The organism is Longimonas haloalkaliphila (assembly GCF_055379825.1).
This window is the reverse complement of record NZ_AP043948.1, coordinates 2,499,051-2,517,394: the sequence shown is the minus strand read 5'-3', so window position 1 is coordinate 2,517,394 and position 18,344 is coordinate 2,499,051. Positions and strand designations below refer to the sequence as shown.

11 protein-coding genes are annotated in these 18,344 nt (G+C 58.1%); 5 read left to right on the top strand and 6 right to left on the bottom strand.

Annotated elements, in window-relative coordinates; all coding sequences use genetic code 11:
• Positions 1-171: 171 nt before the first annotated feature.
• Positions 172-2,187 carry an ATP-dependent zinc metalloprotease FtsH gene (ftsH, locus tag ACZ48V_RS09750; protein WP_464543117.1) on the bottom strand — a complete coding sequence of 672 codons (2,016 nt, stop codon included), beginning with the start codon at positions 2,185-2,187 and terminating at the stop codon, positions 172-174.
• A gap of 610 nt (positions 2,188-2,797) precedes the next feature.
• Between ftsH and ACZ48V_RS09745 the strand changes: the two genes are divergently transcribed.
• On the top strand, positions 2,798-4,774 hold the full coding sequence (locus ACZ48V_RS09745) for an AMP-binding protein (protein WP_464538630.1): 1,977 nt from the start codon (positions 2,798-2,800) through the stop codon (positions 4,772-4,774).
• Positions 4,775-5,065: 291 nt separating this feature from the next.
• Complete coding sequence (locus ACZ48V_RS09740) at positions 5,066-6,787, top strand: PAS domain-containing protein (protein WP_464538628.1); 1,722 nt, start codon at positions 5,066-5,068, stop codon at positions 6,785-6,787.
• 413 nt (positions 6,788-7,200) lie between these two features.
• On the opposite strand, the gene ACZ48V_RS09735 is transcribed toward ACZ48V_RS09740, so the two are convergent.
• The 5 genes from ACZ48V_RS09735 to pgsA form a co-directional block, all read right to left on the bottom strand.
• Positions 7,201-7,746 carry a phosphatase PAP2 family protein gene (locus tag ACZ48V_RS09735; protein WP_464538626.1) on the bottom strand — a complete coding sequence of 182 codons (546 nt, stop codon included), beginning with the start codon at positions 7,744-7,746 and terminating at the stop codon, positions 7,201-7,203.
• Between the two features lie 181 nt (positions 7,747-7,927).
• On the bottom strand, positions 7,928-8,983 hold the full coding sequence (gene recA / locus ACZ48V_RS09730) for a recombinase RecA (RefSeq protein WP_464538624.1): 1,056 nt from the start codon (positions 8,981-8,983) through the stop codon (positions 7,928-7,930).
• A gap of 379 nt (positions 8,984-9,362) precedes the next feature.
• On the bottom strand, positions 9,363-10,649 hold the full coding sequence (locus tag ACZ48V_RS09725) for a competence/damage-inducible protein A (RefSeq protein ID WP_464538622.1): 1,287 nt from the start codon (positions 10,647-10,649) through the stop codon (positions 9,363-9,365).
• Between the two features lie 41 nt (positions 10,650-10,690).
• Positions 10,691-11,347, bottom strand: a complete 657-nt coding sequence (gene pyrE / locus ACZ48V_RS09720) for an orotate phosphoribosyltransferase (protein WP_464538620.1) — start codon at positions 11,345-11,347, stop codon at positions 10,691-10,693.
• Positions 11,348-11,413: 66 nt separating this feature from the next.
• Positions 11,414-12,025: a CDP-diacylglycerol--glycerol-3-phosphate 3-phosphatidyltransferase gene (pgsA, locus tag ACZ48V_RS09715; RefSeq protein ID WP_464538618.1), complete on the bottom strand. Its 612-nt coding sequence runs from the start codon at positions 12,023-12,025 to the stop codon at positions 11,414-11,416.
• Between the two features lie 354 nt (positions 12,026-12,379).
• Between pgsA and dnaK the strand changes: the two genes are divergently transcribed.
• The 3 genes from dnaK (at position 12,380) to ACZ48V_RS09700 (ending at position 18,313) form a co-directional block, all read left to right on the top strand.
• On the top strand, positions 12,380-14,329 hold the full coding sequence (gene dnaK / locus ACZ48V_RS09710; RefSeq protein WP_464538616.1) for a molecular chaperone DnaK: 1,950 nt from the start codon (positions 12,380-12,382) through the stop codon (positions 14,327-14,329).
• 418 nt (positions 14,330-14,747) lie between these two features.
• Positions 14,748-15,926 (top strand): YihY/virulence factor BrkB family protein, encoded by a 1,179-nt coding sequence (locus ACZ48V_RS09705; RefSeq protein WP_464538615.1) that lies wholly within the window; start codon positions 14,748-14,750, stop codon positions 15,924-15,926.
• A 194-nt stretch (positions 15,927-16,120) separates the two neighbouring features.
• Positions 16,121-18,313, top strand: coding sequence for a BamA/OMP85 family outer membrane protein (locus ACZ48V_RS09700; protein ID WP_464538613.1), 2,193 nt, complete (start codon positions 16,121-16,123; stop codon positions 18,311-18,313).
• Positions 18,314-18,344: the final 31 nt, after the last annotated feature.

The window sequence follows — 18,344 nt, the reverse complement described above, 5'->3', positions numbered from 1 at the left end:
CCGATGTCGACCCGTAGCCCCGGCTACGAACCGCCATCGGGGTCCAATTTTCGCTGCAGCGGCGCTCGCTCTCGCCTACAAACCAAAACCCAAACAGGCTCTAAGGCTACAGCTCTGATGTGTTGAAAAGACGCCTTCAGGAAAGATGTCGAGAGTTCGGTCCAGAGCCGATTACGACGGACGTTCCTCTACGCTTTGCTCTTCCGAGGCACCGTCGCCCTTAGAGCCATACGAGGGACCGTCATTCCCTTCTTCAGAGTCCTCGTCTGAGTGGGAAGCATCGGATTCATCTTCAGGGGTGCCGTTGTCCTGTGCGTCTGCATCAGGAGTCGACTTGGCGCCAGTTACAGACACCTCTTCAGCGACGAGTGCTTTCCCATTGGTTTTTGATCCGCCATTCAGGAGCTCAAGTACGTCTTTACCTGGCACCTCTTCACGCTCAATGAGCAGATCGGCCAGTTTGTCGAAGGCCTCATGATGATCGGTCAGCGTATCTACCGCACGCTTGAACGCGTTTTCCGTAATTTGTCGGACTTCGCTATCCACTTCACGTGCTGTCTCGTCGCTGTAATCGCGTCCGCGAGAGAGTTCTTCGCCGAGGAACACGTTGCCCTGCTCATCGCCAAGAGCAATGTGCTGGAAGCGTTCTCCCATGCCCCAGTCGAGCACCATCTTGCGGGCCATCTTGCGCACCTGTTTCAGGTCGTTTTCTGCTCCACTGGTTGCCGTGTCGAAAATCATCTCTTCAGCGGCACGTCCGCCCATAATAACGGCGAGCCGGTCGAGCAGGTACTCTCGGCGGTAGATGTACTTCTCTTTTTCGGGCATCTGCTGCGTAACGCCCATGGCCTGTCCGCGGGGCACGATTGTGACCTTGTGCACCGGGTCGGCATGGGGAAGAGCGGCAGCTACAATCGCATGACCGGCTTCGTGGTACGCAAGCAGGCGCCGTTCCTCATCGTCGAGCACCACGCCTTCGCGGCGAAGTCCCATGATGACTTTGTCGCGAGCCTCCTCGATATCAGCGTTTGTGATATTGTCCCGGCCGTAGCGTCCAGCAAGGAGCGCCGACTCATTCAGAAGGTTTTCGAGATCAGCCCCACTGAACCCGGGCGTGCTCGACGCGATCTTATCGAGATCGACATCCTCATGAAATGGCTTATCCTTAGCATGAATCTTCAGGATGGCCCGCCGTGCTTCGCGTGTGGGGAGTGGGACCGTGATCTGGCGGTCGAAGCGCCCCGGACGTGTAAGCGCCGAGTCGAGAATATCGGGTCGGTTGGTGGCTGCCATAACTACCACACTCTCGCTCTTCTCGAAGCCATCGAGCTCAGCCAGCAGCTGGTTCAGGGTCTGCTCGCGTTCGTCGTGGCCTCCCCCTACGCCAGCGCCACGCTGGCGGCCGATAGAGTCGAGCTCATCGACGAAGATGATGCTCGGCGAGTTCTTCTTGGCCTCCTCAAACATGTCACGGACACGCGAGGCACCCACCCCTACGAACATCTCCATAAAGTCGGAGCCTGAAACGCTGTAGAACGGTACATCTGCCTCTCCTGCCACGGCGCGGGCAAGCAGGGTTTTACCTGTGCCAGGGGGGCCAACCATTAGAACCCCCTTCGGTACCTTGCCGCCCAGATTTTCAAAGTGGTCCGGGTTTTTCAGGAACTTGATGATCTCTTGAAGCTCTTCTTTGGCTCCATCGGCCCCGGCGACATCTTCGAAGGTGGTGTCTTCATCGTTCTTGTCGAACAGCTTTGCTTTGCTTTTGCGTACCGAGAAGAGCCCCTGGCCCTGCGACTGCATGCGCCGCAAAATGATATAGCCAATTACGAGAATAAGCACAATGGGAAGCAAGCCGATGATAACCAGTCCCCACGGAAACGTGCTCTCAGGCTGCGCAACAACGTCGACCTCGGCTGCTTCAAGCTCCTCCATCAAGCGTTCGTCGCCGAACGACGGCAGATACGTCACGAAGTTTTCGTACTGTATCGTATCCCCCTGTGGCGTAACGCGTTCTGCGCTTTCCTTCAGGCTACCGCTCATCTCATCACCGACCACCTCAACGCGGTCAATATTGTCGGCGCGAAGCTCGGCGCGGAACTCACTGTAACTAATTTCGGGACCGGCTGCCCGTCCACCACCGAAGTAGCTCCAGGCAAACAGGAGGCCAATACCAATCGCAACGATGAGAACGGCCGAGCTGAACGGTGACCGCCCACCCCCTTCGGAGCGTGAACGCTTTTCCTTTTTCCCCTCTGGCTCGTTCGGGGTCTTACGAGAATCCTTTTCAGCCACGTTATGATAATGCGTCAAGTGAAAATAGACGGCGACGGAACAGACGAATCGTCGTCCTACTGCATCCATACACGCGTCTCACAGGAAAGTGTCTCAACGAAGGCCCGAAGATGGATTCGTGCCCAATTCTTGACATGCCAGAACGGCCTGTTACGGCGCTGTTGCAGTTACCCGCGTTCTGGCCCCGAAGGCTTCTTCCGTTTCGTGCAAAACAGATCATGCATAGGTCGTACATATCCGTCAAACCCCTTGAACATAACCCCTGAACATAATCATGCTTGAGTAGGGCAAAAAATCTCGGCAAAGGAGCCATGCGAATTAACTGTCTGTTGCAGGCGCATGCGGTTGCCATGATTGGCATTTCCTTGTATCATTACGTTCCATGCCAAATGTAGAGACACGCAGGCTGTGCTGCCCGGGCTGCTAATTCCAGACGCCATGGCTGCAGTGTTCTCGCATTCCTGCATACTACCTGTACTCGTTCACTCAACTACCCCCTGTTATGTCGAATGAAAGCGCTTCCGATACGTCGTTTCCATTTCAGCAAGATATCGTGTGGCATCCCGATCCCGAGGTGGTAGCCGATTCGAACCTGCAGCGCTTTATGGATGCACACGGAATTGCTTCGCTTGAAGACCTGCACGACCGCGCGGCGTCTGATGTCGGGTGGTTCTGGGAAGCTGTGCTGGATGATCTGGGCATTGAGTTCTACACGCCCTATGAGCAGATCGTGGATCTGGAAGAAGCGCCGCAGTTCCCTGAGTGGTGCGTAGGGGGCTCGATGAACATCGTGCATAACCTGCTCGACCGCTGGCAAAATACACCGCGCGCCAACCAGGACGCGCTGCGCTGGGAGAGCGAAGGGGGGGAGGTTCGCACATATACGTATGCTGAGTTGTACGCTGCTACGAACCGGTGCGCTAACATGCTGCGCGAGAAGGGACTGGGCGCTGGCGATGCTATCGGGCTCTACATGCCCATGGCTCCAGAAACGGTGATCGCCTTTCTCGCGATCGCTAAGATAGGGGGGATTATCTGTCCGCTCTTTAGTGGATACGGGCCGGGGGCGATCATCACGCGGCTTCAGGGCGCCGAGGCAAAGGCGCTCTTTACAGCCGACGGGTTCCATCGTCGCGAGAAGCTCATCCGCATGAAAGAGACGGCCGACGACGCGCTGCAGCAGTGCCCCACCGTCGAGCACGTCATCGTAACGCGTCATGCAGGACGTAGCGACACTCCCATGCACGCTACGCGAGATAGCTTCTGGAGCGATGTGGTGCCTCAGCAGCCCGACAAGGCACGCACCGAGCGAACGGCGGCCGAAGATCCTGTCATGCTCATTTACACAAGCGGTACAACCGGAGCCCCCAAGGGAGCCGTGCACACGCACTGTGGCTTCCCGATTAAAGGAGCCCAAGACATGTACCACTGCATGGACGTAAAGCCCGGCGAAACCATGTACTGGATGAGCGACATGGGATGGATGATGGGGCCATGGCTCGTTTTTGGCACGCTTGCCATTGGAGCGACGATGGTGCTCTACGATGGCGCGCCCGACCATCCCGGTCCTGACCGTCTCTGGCAGCTTGTCGACGACCACAACGTGACGCACCTTGGTATATCGCCTACGCTGATCCGTGCGCTCAAGACGCATGGCACTGAACCGGTGGACGCACACGACCTGTCGGGGCTGCGGGCTGTAGGGTCTACAGGGAGCCCGTGGGACCCGGAGTCGTGGATGTGGTGCTTCAACACGGTGCTCAACGCAGAGAAGCCGATTCTAAACTACAGCGGTGGCACCGAAATATCAGGCGGAATCCTGTGCGGCAACTTTCTGCAGCCGCTCAAACCCTGCGCGTTCAGCGGGCCGGTGCCTGGCATGGATGCCGACGTGCTCGATGCAGCCGGGCGTCCTGTGCGAGAGGCGGTAGGAGAACTGGCCATCCGGGCTCCCTGGATTGGTATGACGCGCAGCTTTTGGAACGGAGATGAGCGCTATCTGGATGCCTACTGGCGGCGGTTCGACGATATATGGGTGCACGGCGACTTTGCAGCCATCGACAGCGACGGGCTCTGGTATATTCTGGGACGCTCCGACGATACGATCAACGTAGCAGGGAAGCGACTCGGGCCTGCTGAGGTGGAGGCGCTCATCAACGCGCATGATGACATTGCTGAAAGCGCGGCCGTGGGCATCCCACATGAAGTGAAGGGGCAGGCAGTCGTCGTGTTTGCCGTACCTCGTGATCCGGATCGTGCCGACGACGCGCTCCGCGAGTCGCTCATGCAGCAGGTGGTTGATGCAATGGGTAAGCCGCTTAAGCCCGAAGCTATTCGCTTCACAAAAGCGCTCCCCAAAACGCGGAATGCAAAGGTTATGCGCCGCGTAATCCGCTCAGCATACCTTGGTAAGGAGTTGGGCGACACCAGCAGCCTCGAAGATCCTGAAACAGTCGAAGCTATTAAGAACGCCTGGTAACACAGGTAGACATCGGCAGCGTGTTCATTGACAGCGTGTTCATTCGTAACATTTGCAATAAAAGCGCGGACTTAGGGTGCGGGATAGGCATCCAAGGAAGGCGAGGCAAGTAGATGATGTTTGTATCGGCCTCCACATCGACCGATGTACCCGGTTCGTAGCATCCAGATAAAGCATCCAAACCTGCGCGCATTCAGCTCAGAGTGAGTGTCGTAGTGAGCGTGTCGTTTGTAGCGCCTTTCTGGATGCTTCCACTGTCACTAATTAGTCCACCGGTCTTCTGACAGATCCATGACGAATTTGCCCGCCGACCGCAATCCCAATGAGCGCCAGCCGCGGCCTTCTTACGAGCAGATTGATCTGCCACGCACCGATGCGGAAGTGAAAGATCTGCTTCAGCGAACCATCGAGGCCGCGAATAACTCGGTTGTCGTAACGGATATGCGCCAGCCCGACAACCCGATTATCTATGTCAACCAGGGGTTTAAAAATCTGACGGGCTATGACGAAGACGAAATACTGGGATACAACTGCCGGTTTCTGCAGCGTTGCCCCGGTGGCACGATGGACGGCGACCAGGCAGGCGTGCGGGCCCTTCGTGAGGCGGTACGTGAAGGGCGATACGCCCGGGTCGTCATCCGCAACTATCGAAAGTCGGGCGAGATGTTCTGGAACGAGCTCTACCTGACGCCGATCGATGATGAGCAGGGCGAGATACGCTACTTTGTGGGGGTGCAGAACGACATCACCGAGCGTGTCGAGCTCAACCGGTCGCTGGAGCGCCGCGTGGAAGAGCGCACCGAAGCGCTCAAAGAGCAGCGTGACGAGCTCGAAGTGGCCAAAGAGCAGGCAGAGGCGGCAAACCGGGCCAAGTCGGTTTTTCTGGCCAACATGAGCCATGAGGTGCGAACGCCCCTTACCGCAATCTTGGGGCTTGCCGATGTCATACGCGCCAAAAGCACCGACGATGCCTTCGAAGAGCACGTTACACGCATCAAAGCCGCCGGCAGTCGGCTCATGGACACGCTCTCGTCGCTGCTTACGCTGGCACGCATCGAGGCAGGGTCCATGGACATGGAGTTGACGCCGGCTACCGTGGTAGACGTTGCGCTCGAGGTGACTGAGCTTTTTCGCGAATCAGCCGAAGAGAGCGGCCTTACACTTGACTTTCAGGTGACCCCCGAGGCGCGAGATGCCGTTGCACAGCTTGACACAGGAGCTCTCAACAGCGCGCTGCAGAACCTTATCTCAAACGCAATCAAGTTTACGGACTCGGGGCGCGTTGAAGTCAGGGTGTACATAGCTGAGCGTAGCGACTTCGATGCATACGATGCAGGACGCGGGGGAGACAAGCGCAATGCGATGAAGTATGTAGCCGTCGATGTTGAAGATACCGGCGTGGGTATCAGCCAGGAGTTTCACCCGTTCCTATTCGAAAACTTCAGTCAGGAATCGGATGGACTCACGCGCGAGTTCGACGGCTCAGGGCTTGGGCTCTCAATCACCAAGCAACTGGTGGAGGCGATGCACGGCATCATCGAAGTGAATTCCGTGCTGGATGTGGGGAGCAGGTTCACGATTGCATTTCCACGGGCCGATGAGCACGAAATTCACTCGCAGGAAGCTCCTGACGCACGTGTGATAGGGCAGCAGGGGGCAAAGGTGCACCTGGTCGAAGACAATGATAACACCGTCTTTCTGCTTGAAAACCTGCTTGGCGATGAGGTCGATCTCTCCGTATCGCTTAACGCGTCAGACGCCATAGAGCGGGCAGAAGGCGAAGACTTCGATCTCTTTCTGATTGATATTAACCTCGGGGCCGGGGGAAGCGGGGTAGACGTGCTCAAACGGCTGCGTCAGATGGACCGCCATGCCAGTACGCCTGCTGTTGCTGTGACAGCTGTCGCGATGCCCGGCGACCGTGAGCAGCTCCTGGAGCAGGGCTTCGACGACTACCTGTCTAAACCGTTCGAATCAGACGCGCTCCTGGAGTTGGTGAGTCGACATCTCTAAGAGCCTGTTGGGGTTTTGGTTTGCAGGCGAGAGCGAGCGCCGCTGAGGCGAAAATTGGACCCCGATGGCGATTCGTAGCCGGGGCTACGGGCCGACATCGGGGGCAATTTGCACCAGGGGCATGCCCTTCGGCCCCAGTCCAGCGCCGCCGCTCGGAGCCCAAATTAAGAAATCAAAACAGGTTCTAAGCACGAGCGATCGGGGCGTGGTGCGCACCAGTGGACGGGTACGTCACAACGCATCCGTATGCTTCTCCGTATGCTTCGCTGAGACAAGAGCGTCCGAGCGGACAAAACGTCTGCCCTTTATCCGCTTCCATTCTTGGATTCGCCTAAGAGGCAAACGAGGGCGCAACACTGCAATGCTGTAGCCACACTTGGTAGAGCACAGTGGGGACAGGCGGTGGGTTCTGTCTACAAGGGTACTACAATCCCTATTTTGGGAATCCCTATTTTGGGCCTACTTCCTTTATCGGCGTCGAACACTGAGGGAGTGATGGAAGAGCGTATGCTGTGTACAAGCACAGCAGTCCCGCTTCCAATCAGAGCCCCTACAGTGACGTCGCTTACATAGTGTACGCCCAGGTGTACACGGCTTGCGCTGGTGGCTGTCGCCCATACTGCAGCAGGAGCAATCACGTACCAGTGCGGGTGGCTAAGGCTCCAAGACGTAGCCAGCGCTGCCGCGAGGGTAGCGTGTCCTGACGGCATCGACGACCGGTCATCCAGAGAGAGAATAGGGGCTTCTTCTGCGGGGGCAGATGGATCGCGGCGCTCCACAAGGCCAGTAGCGTACGGTCGGGGGCGTCTGATGAGCCGCTTCAGGCTGTGGGTTACAACGTATGCCCCAGTCATGGAAACGCCCAGCCGATAGGCGTCTCCAAAGCGAGGCTGCGAGCGGGTAGCTACGGCATATCCCCCGGCTGCGAGCGGAGCGCCTGCAAACAGGGGAAGGGCCATGCGATCGGCGACGACTGATATCGTAGGCAGAGGATTTCCTGCACAATAGACCGAAACCGAGACCTGGGCGTCCCATGTGTTGGGGGCATGAGATGCGCACGAAGCAGCTTGGGCACGCGCATCCCCCGATGCTAACAGGCCTGCGAGCAGCATAAGGGCGCTCCAGGACAACGCGATGCGCTTATGCATCTTCTTCAGCGGTCTCTTCTTCGGCCTCAGCCTCTTCGTCATCGGGTTTAATCATTCCGAGTTCGATCCGGATCTGACGTTTGATTTCCTCGCGTTCCTCATCGTTCTCTTTTAACCACTCTTTGGTGGCTTCGCGCCCCTGCGCAATGGTGTCGTCGTTGTAAGAGTACCACGAGCCACGTTTCTCGATAATACCAGCTTCGGAGCCCAGGTCAATTAGCTCACCGAGTGACGAGATGCCCTCGCCATAGATAATCTCAAACTCAGCCTCTTTGAACGGCGGTGCCACCTTGTTCTTCTTAACGCGTACACGCGTCTTGTTACCAATCACATCAGACCCGTCTTTCACAGCACCAATGCGTCGAATATCGAGCCGTACCGACGAGTAAAACTTCAGGGCACGTCCGCCCGAGGTAGTCTCCGGGTTTCCGAACATGACCCCGATCTTCATGCGAATCTGGTTGATGAAGATAAGTGAGGTTTTGGTACGGTTGATGGTGCCTGCAAGCTTGCGGAGCGCCTGGCTCATGAGGCGTGCCTGCAGGCCCACATGGGTGTCGCCCATATCGCCTTCAAGCTCGGCTTTGGGCACGAGTGCCGCGACCGAGTCAATGACGACTACGTCGAGGGCACCGCTGCGTACAAGCGTATCAGCGATGTTGAGGGCCTGCTCGCCGGTGTCGGGCTGTGAGACGAGAAGCTCTTCGGTATCCACACCCAGGTCGCCTGCGTAGTTTGGGTCGAAGGCGTGCTCAGCATCGATAAAAGCACACGATCCGCCCAGTTTTTGAGCCTCGGCAATGATATGCGTAGCAAGGGTCGTTTTCCCCGAGGATTCGGGACCGTAGATCTCGATTATACGTCCACGCGGCACGCCGCCGACGCCCAGAGCACTATCGAGCGTGAGTGAACCGGTTGGAATAGCTTCTACTTCCTGTATCGGTTCATCGCCCAAGCGCATGATAGAGCCTTTGCCGTGCTCGCGTTGAATCTGCTTGACCGCGAGGCTCAGGGCTTCGTCTTTTCCGGATCCGTTATTTTTGGCCATGGAGAAGGGGGGATGTCAGTCGAAAGAATGCAACAAGGGGAGGGTAACAAAGGGAGGAGCACGCTGGAGCAGCGTATACCCTGTACGCTACGGGGCGGTATGTCCTGCTTCTATGTATGTACCGTTGTGTCGCGCAGGAGTGCCATGCCCGTATGCAATTCATGCCTCGTGCAGCAAGGCAATGAAGACACGCTACACCGTGGCACACGCTGTTTCTCAAAGCGGCCTTGGAGGCACAAAAGAGCAGGAATGCATGCTGCACCGAAGGAACACATCCGGTACATGACAGGGCATGTCGGGTCGAACAGAGCATCTGGAACGCAGCCCGCGTGGCGCAGGAGGCTCTACAAGGAGGTCCTACAAGATAGACTCATTACGTTTACGATTCATAACGTGGCGAAGTGGCTACCCGTCCGTCACGTCGGTTAAGCTGGCGGCGAATCATGTCGAGTGCAGCCGTGGCAAACAGTTCCTTGTTCATGCTACGGTCGTTTACGAAGCGGATGTGTGCTGCGTGGGTGCCATGAGCATCAGCATAGCCGACCCACACTGTGCCTACAGGTTTGGCATCGCTGCCCCCGCCTGGTCCGGCAATACCGGTGGTTGCAACGCCGATGTCGGTGTTGAGCACGCGACGCACGCCCGCGGCCATCTGCCGCGCTACAGGTTCGCTAACAGCGCCATGGGAGGCGAGCGCGTCGGCATCCACTTGTAGCTGTTTGACCTTCACGTCGTTGGCGTATGCGATGATGCTTCCGCGATAGTACGCCGACGCGCCCGCTACACCGGTTAACCGGTGTGAAATGAGGCCGCCCGTAGCGCTCTCTGCGGTAGCCACGGTGAGACTGGCTTCGTTGAGGCGGCGCCCAAGTGCCTCAGCAAGCGAGACCTCTCCGACTGCAAAGATGTGGGCAGCGGCGCGTTCGCGTATGCGGGCTTCTGCGGTATTCAGCAGTTGCGTAGCAATATCGTTGTCGGGCGCATGGGCCGTAAGGCGCAGGCGTACGCCGCTGGTCGACGGCAAATAAGCGAGTGATACCCGGTCGGGGAGCAGGGCATCGGCATCACCGATTTCGGCTTGCAGGTCCGACTCGCCGATGCCGGTGGTTTGCAGGGTGCGGTGCGACGTAGAGCGCAGGTCGGTGCGCTCGGCCAAGAGCGGTTTCACAGAGGCATCGAAGATGGCTTTCATTTCAGAAGGCACGCCCGGAAGCACGACAATGAGTGCGCCATGAGAGGCCGCGCCCTGAAACCGAAGTCCAGGGGCCGTTCCAATGGGATTTGCGAGCTTCTCAAAGCCTTCGGGTACATCAGCGATCTGGGCGGCACGCTCGGGCACCGTGCGATTGCGCTTTCTGTAGTACGTCTGTATGCGACGCCAGAGCGCGTCGTCTCGCACGAGCTCGACTCCCAGAAAGTCGGCTACGGCATTCTTTGTAAGATCGTCGTGTGTGGGGCCCAGTCCGCCAGTCAGAACCACAAGGTTGGCTGTGGTGCAGGCGTCCTGCAGGGCCGACTGGATGCGGGCACTGCGGTCGGTAAGGGTGCGCCCCTCGACGACATCAACCCCCATCTGACTCAGACGCTCACCCAACCAGGCGGCGTTGGTATTTACAGTCTGGCCGATGAGCAGCTCGTCGCCGATAGAGAGAAGGTAGGCGTTCATGCAGGTAGATAGAAAGAAAGAAGAGAAGCGAACATGGCCGGTCAGGCGGGCGACCAGGCGCCCGGAGCGCTGTGCCAGCGAAGCAGGTCGTCGTACTCTGTGGTAGAGAGGCGTCCGGTATCGCGCGCCACGCGAGCCACCGTTTGAAAAGTCGTGAGGGTATGAAGCGCGCACCGGGCATCAGCAAACGCTTCGTGAGCCTCAGGAAAGTCATACGAGAAAATAGCGAGTACGCCCACAACAGGGGCCTTGCGGTCACGAACGGCCTTAACGGCGTCGAGTGCAGAGGCGCCGGTCGAGACGAGGTCTTCAACCACGAGTGCTTCTGTGCTGCTATTTACGCGGCCTTCTACCTGACGGCGGCGGCCATGGGTTTTGGCCGAACCGCGCACGTAAGCGAGCGCAGTGCCCAGGCGATCGGCCAGCAGGGTGGCATGCGGAATGCCCGCTGTGGCCGTTCCCGCGATCACGTCGGGTTGTGCCGGAAGCCCAGCACAGTATGCCAGAAAGCCTTGCTGTACGGCATTGCGCGCGCCAGGCGTACTCAGAAGCAGACGATTGTCGCAGTAGACGGGGGCTGTCCAGCCCGACGACCAGGTGAACGGGTCTGCAGGCTGTACGCGAACCGCTTCCTGGTCAAGCAGCACATGCGCGATGCGTTCAGCGAGAACAGGTGGAACCGTGGTGCAGGAAGTCACAGGTAAAACGAGAGTGGTCAAGGAATGCATGCGAAGCGAACCCCCGTTTATTACTGCGGCACACCGTTACTGTGACACAGAAGAAGAGCGGGGGGGATTCGGGTGGATGGTTTCTTCCTGGGCGCCAAACGCATACAGGAGACCGGTGCCTACCGTTAGCGCAACCACGGCCAGCAGCGCACCATACAAAATCTGGCTACTGATGAGGTAGGCTGCAAAGTCGCTGGCTACGGGACCGCTGTACTGCGCTACGCGAACGGCAAGCAGCGCCAGCAGAAAAGCCATCTGCGCAGCGGTTTTGGACTTGGCGATGCGAAACGTGGCGAGTGTTCGTCCCTGAGCTTCGGCATAGCTACGCAAAGCGGTTACCCCTACGTCGCGCAGCGCAATAAGCGCCACGGCCCACCAGGGAACGACGGAAGGCTCCAGGAAAGCAAACATTCCGAAGAGCCCGAGCACGAGAATCTTGTCGGCGAGCGGGTCAAGAAACTGACCGAGGCGCGACTTCACGTTCCAGGCCCGTGCCAGATGGCCGTCGGCATAGTCTGAGATCGACGCTACAACAAACAGAATAAGCGCAGACATCTGCCCCCACCACGTGGGAACGGTGAGCAAAAAGAGAACGACCGGCGTGAGCAGGATGCGTCCGATAGTAAGTGCGTTCGGGAGGTAGCGCATAAGCAAAGGGCTAACATGTAGTGCGCTCAATCATATCGGCATACCCGGAAAGCGGTTTCCCTGTTCATGCATAGATCTGTTGAGGGTCGTGGTAGATGCAAGGTGTGCATCCGGTTACGACAACCCAGCGGGCTTGATGCACGCACCGTGTCAGGATTGGGCACGACAGCATACGCCGCTCTGACACGATTAGAGACACGCGACGAAGAGTTAGACGATCTGCTGCCAATGTGACACGCTGTCAGGCCGCTTTTGGCTTTCGGCATCGTGTTTGAGAATAAAAACCAGTGGCTGTCGCGATGCGCGACGGCACCACTGTTCACGCGCTTTGTTGACTGACCGAACTTGACATCAATGGGTAAAATTATAGGGATTGACTTAGGAACGACCAACTCGGTTGTTGCCGTTATGGAGGGCGACGATCCGAAGGTGATTGAGAACGCGGAAGGTGCGCGTACCACACCATCGGTCGTTGCATACAAGAAAGACGGCGAACGGCTTGTCGGCGCTCCGGCGAAACGTCAGGCCATCACCAATCCAGAGAATACCGTATCGTCGATCAAGCGGTTCATGGGCCGGAAGTACGACGACCTCAACGAGGCACTGGACGAGGTGCCGTACGAGGTTGTGCGCGGTGACGGTGGTACGCCCCGCGTTAAGCTTGGCGACCGCGAGTACACGCCGCAGGAGATTTCGGCGATGATTCTGCAGAAGCTCAAGAAGACTGCCGAAGAGTATCTCGGTGAAGAGGTCACCGAAGCGGTGATCACCGTGCCGGCGTACTTCAACGATGCGCAGCGTACCGCGACCAAAGAAGCCGGCAAAATTGCAGGGCTTGAGGTAAAGCGGATCATCAATGAGCCTACCGCAGCATCGCTTGCCTACGGCCTCGACGACGATAAGGATCAGGTCGTGGCGGTATATGACCTGGGTGGCGGTACCTTCGACGTCTCCATCCTGGAGCTGGGCGATGGCGTCTTTGAAGTGAAAGCTACATACGGCGATACCCATCTTGGCGGCGACGACTTCGACCAGGCGCTCATCAACTACATCGCTGATGAGTTCCAGAAAGAGCAGGGCGTCGATCTTCGTAAGGATGCGATGGCACTGCAGCGCCTGAAAGAGGCAGCTGAGAAAGCTAAGATTGAGCTTTCTAGCGCGACGACAACCACGGTCAACCTGCCGTTCATTACGGCAACCGATGAGGGGCCAAAGCACCTCAACCTCGATATCAACCGTGCGAAGTTCGAGCAGCTCATCAAAGAGCATGTTGACCGCACGATTCCGCACATGCGGAAGGCGATGGAAGACGCCGGGTTCAAGAAAGGTGACATCGACGAAGTGCTCCTGGTTGGCGGATCCACACGGGTACCGCTCGTGCAGGAAACCGTAACTGACTTCTTTGGGCGTTCCCCCAACAAGTCGGTCAACCCCGACGAGGTGGTCTCGCTTGGTGCAGCCATTCAGGGGGGCGTGCTCTCCGGCGACGTCGACGACGTGCTGCTCCTTGATGTTACACCGCTCGGGCTTGGCATAGAAACACTGGGCGGCGTGATGACGCAGCTCATCCCGTCGAACACAACCATTCCGACCAAGAAGAGCGAGGTGTTCTCAACGGCTGCAGACAACCAGGAGTCGGTTGAGGTACACGTGCTCCAGGGCGATCGGGAGATGGCGAAAGACAACCGCACGATCGGTCGCTTCCACCTGACAGGCATCCCGCCTGCTCCACGGGGCACGCCGCAGATTGAGGTGACGTTCGACATCGATGCGAACGGTATCCTGAATGTCTCAGCAGAAGATAAGGCAACTGGCAAAGAGCAGTCGATCCGTATCGAGGCCTCCAGCGGACTCACCGAGGAGGAGATCGAGAAGATGCGCCAGGAAGCTGAAGCAAACGCTGAAGAAGACAAGAAGCGCAAAGAGCGGGCGTCGACCATCAACGAAGCAAACTCGATGGTCTACACCACGCAGCAGAATCTCGAAGAGTACGGCGATAAAATTCCGGAAGAGAAGCGAAGCGCGATCCAGCAGTCCACCGACCGCGTTGAAGAGCTTCTCGAAACGGCAAGCGCCGACGAAGACGTAAGCGAGCTTGAAGCTGCGCTCGAAACGCTGAACGAGAAATGGTCAGCGGCCAGTCAGGAGATCTACGCTGCGCAGGCTGAAGAAGCCGGTGCTGGCGCCGGAGCCGCTGCCGGTGGTCCACAGGGGCAGCAGCCCCAGGGCAACGGCACGACCGACGACGGCGACGTGCGCGATGCCGACTTCGAAGTCGTGGACGAAGGCGACGATAAGAAGTAGCATCTCGCGACAGCGCGAGGTGCTCTTGAACACAACGGGCGCGCAGCGCTGATCACGGATGATACAACACAGCAGAACAACGTCTCATCGGCCCCTGGGTCGGTGAGACGTTGTTGTTTTAGGGGGATGTAAGCTCCTGACTGAAGACATTACTGCTCTGGCAGGCGCTGGACTTGGTGGGACGTGTAACTCTTTCGTCGTGTCTGCTGGCACACGGCGATGACACAGGCGTTACAAAATGAGCTTGTGCAGGATCTGGCTCACCGAAAGCCAGAAAGAAGATAGGGATTCAGCGTGTCACTCTGTGCTGCTCTTGTGTGTTGACAGACACGCAGCGGAAACGCCATGGTGGAAATCCAACAGCGGATCCGTTATAATTCGTATTGCCAGCAGTACAAAAATAAGCCCCACGCCGCGCATGAGTGGCCCTTCCGCCTCTTCCTCGTCCGACTCCGATACATCGGAGTCTGGCTCCTCTGACAGGACCAACGCTTCTGCATCCCCTGGTGCGCCAAATGAACAGCGTGAAGACACCCGGTTGAGCGAGGCGGTGCGCCGTACCGCACCCCTCAATAACGCCGCGGAGATTGATGCGAGGCAGGCAGAAGATAGACGAAGCGAGGGCCGCAGCGCGTCGCTATGGACCTACAACTGGTCGCGCGTGCAAGCGGTGGCGCTCTACTACATCTATGGGCTGGTTGAGGAGCTGCAGAAAAAAGACATTGTACTCTGGTCGCAGGCCATTGCGTTCAAGGTGCTGATTACGATCGTACCTATCCTGCTGCTTGGCATTGGCCTGCTGGGACGCGTTCTTCGGGGCGACGCTGCATTCAATGCGGTAATCCGGATCGTGCGCGACTTCCTTCCTGAAGGGCAAGAAGAGCAGGTTATCCAGTTTCTGGACCAGCTCCAAGAAATCAGCGGAGCAGTCATTGGAATCGGTGGAATTGGGCTCTTTCTGTCGGCGTTTTCGCTATTTATCACGCTGCGCATTGTAGTGCGTAATGCATTTGCGCAGACATGGCACGAAGAGCGCTCCATTCTCGGGGGCTATCTATTTGATGCCCGTATGGTCTTGCAGGTCGGGATGCTCTTTCTGGCTACCGTGTTCATCTCGTTTATATTTACAACCCGGATGAGCACCTCTATGCTTGCGTCGTTGGGCATCCAGGCACCGTGGCTTATTGGATTCCTCACTGCGCTGACGCAATTTCTGGTAGTGCTTCTTCCTTTCGTCATAACGACAGCAATGTTCTTCCAGCTGTACTATCTCGTGCCGCTTCCGCATCCGCGCAAACGGAGCGCGCTGGTAGGGGCCGTTGTGGCAGCCGGGATGTGGGAGGTTCTTAAGTACGCATTCACATACTACGCTGTGTATGTTGGCCGTTTTGAACAGTACGCCATGGGTGAAGAGAGCTTCTCTGCTCTTGGGAATACGTTCGGTCTAATGGTCGCTTTTGTGTTCTGGGTCTACTTCTCAGGCATGGTGTTCATGCTGGGGGCCGTCGTTGCATCGCTGCACGAGCACCGTCACGTGATGGCCAAACAGCCATACCGTCCGATAAAGCCCCAAGCAAGGTCTCCAAAATCGGAATAGGGGTCAAAACTGGCCCTGCGTCCCGCCACTGCCTCCGCACTCGCTACCATCCCATTATTTTCGTACTGCCATTGCTGCCTGATCTCCTGTCTCTTCGAGTAACTCCTTTTTCATCTATGGCGGATACGGCAGATCGCGCGCTCCGGGACGGCATGCTCCAGCAATGCATTGCCCAACGGTGTATTCCGCTGCTCATGGTGTTCGCGATACTGACACTGGGACTGGCAGGGCCGTCGTATGCCCAGGATCCGCTCTCGATGGTTGATAGCAACACCGAGGTGCGCAGCATCGACTTTCGGTTCGTGGATCAGCAGACGTTTCCCGATGAACGCCTGCTACGGCGGATGGCCACGCAGCAGCCCTCTGTGTGGGATCGGTGGCAGCGCCGCCTCCCGCTGTTGCAGCCAACGCCGCGTTTTTTCGATCCAGTCACGTTCCAGCGCGATATTGCCCGTCTTCGTAGTTTCTACCGCGAAAACGGATTTCCATCACCGCGCATCGACTACCCAGCTACGCAGTTCAACGCCACCGAAAACCGCATCCGGCTCGTGATCACGATCGAAGAGGGAGAGCCGCTTATCATCCAGGATGCCGTTTTTCTGGATGCCGACGGCGAGCGCTACGCGGTCGAGGCGTTCGAGCCTGAGATGCGCGAGGAGTGGCGCGACTTTCAACGTGACATGTCTGTAGAGGTGGGTACCCGGTACACCGACTTCAACCGGCAACGTATCGAAGACGATGTCGTTCGGTGGCTCCGTAATCAGGGCTATGCATTTGCAACACTACGCTCTGAGGTAGAAACCGATACAGAGGCGCGTACCGCCGACCTGCGTTTCTTTGTCGATCCGGGACCGCGCGCCCGGGTTGGCCACATCGAGATTAGCGGTAACGAGACCGTAGAGCGGCGCATCATCGAGCGGAGCCTGGCGCTCCGTGAAGGCGATATCTTCTCAGCCGACAAAATCTCAGAAGGCCAGCGCAATCTGTTCAATCTAAACCTGTTCCGCGTAGCGCTTGCCGACGTACCCGAGCAGCCGCGCGACTCGACCGTCGCTATCCGATACCGGGTGCGAGAAGCCAACATGCGAACCCTGTCAGGCGAGGTCGGATACGGCACCACCGTAGGCACAACCGCTGAGGGGCGTTGGAGCCACCGCAACTTCTTTGGAAATGCACGCTCGTTTACAGCCAGCGTAGTTGCCGAAACAGGATATCCCAACGACGCGCGCTTTCTGCCAAACTTCCTGGCAGGCACCGGTGGAAGCACCGTCACAGAGCGTCGCTTCCGAGGGGGACTGCTCGTGCGCGAGCCGTATGTCTTTTCGCCTGACCTCTCCGCCTCTGTCGAGCCGTTTGGCGAAATCCGTCGAAATCCGCGTCTGCCCGGCGTGTCGCGAAGCGGACTGGGTATCAACGAGACTACCATCGGAATTGAATCGCGGCTCACCTATGAGGTCTTCTCTTTCCGAACCATAACCCTGCGCCACAGCCTGCAGCGGCGCCGCCAGTTTGTGCCTGAAGAACTGCAGTCGGGAGCGGTCGCCGATCCAGAAGATCCTATCGAGACGTTTGGCGATGGCGGGTTCAACCGCAGCGTTTTTACGCTGTCGGCCAACCTGGGCCGCACCGACGACTACGTGAGTCCGAACGTCGGATTTATGGTGCGCCCCACTGCGGAAGTAGCCGGAGCGCTCATTCCCTCGGGCGTGCAGTACGGGAAGCTCTCCGTGGAGCTGGCCGCCTACCAGCCGCTCACGACGTCGGTCGACCTTGCGGCTCGGCTCTTTGCAGGACGGGTGTTTCCATTTGGCGAGAGCCGCGACGCGCTCACTGCCGAGCCCTCGCTCCGTAACTCTGTCTTCCTGAACCGCTTCAACGATGTGCTCTACTACGCAGGAGGTGGCACCGACCTGCGCGGGTGGCCCGCCAACCAGGCCGGGGGCAAGTTCATAAACTCAACGGATGTGGAAGGAACCGCTTCGCTCCTGGCGCCCATCGGAGGCATGTCGAAAGCCGCCGCAAACGTAGAGCTGCGCCTGCCCTTTCCCGGGTTAGGAGATAGCTGGCGCACCGCCGCCTTTGTCGATGCCGCCGTGCTTGGCACCGAAGGGTTCTCGCTCGTCCCGGCCCCGCCTACCAGCGATCTCGACCGCTTCCCAACCGAAACCGACGCGCTGCGTATCAGCATTGGAGCAGGGGTCCGCTACCAGACGCCATTCGGGTTCCTCCGGTTCGACATCGCCATACCCCTCAATCCCGACCCGCTCGACGTGCGCGATCCGCGCGAGGTCAGCGATGCCATAAGCGAGGGCCGTCCACCCACCGATGTCTCGCCCTCGTTCACCCGTCAGTTTCGCTTTCATCTTGGCATCGGACGCACCTTTTAGGGGCGTTCGCACCGCATCCTCCTACCGCTGT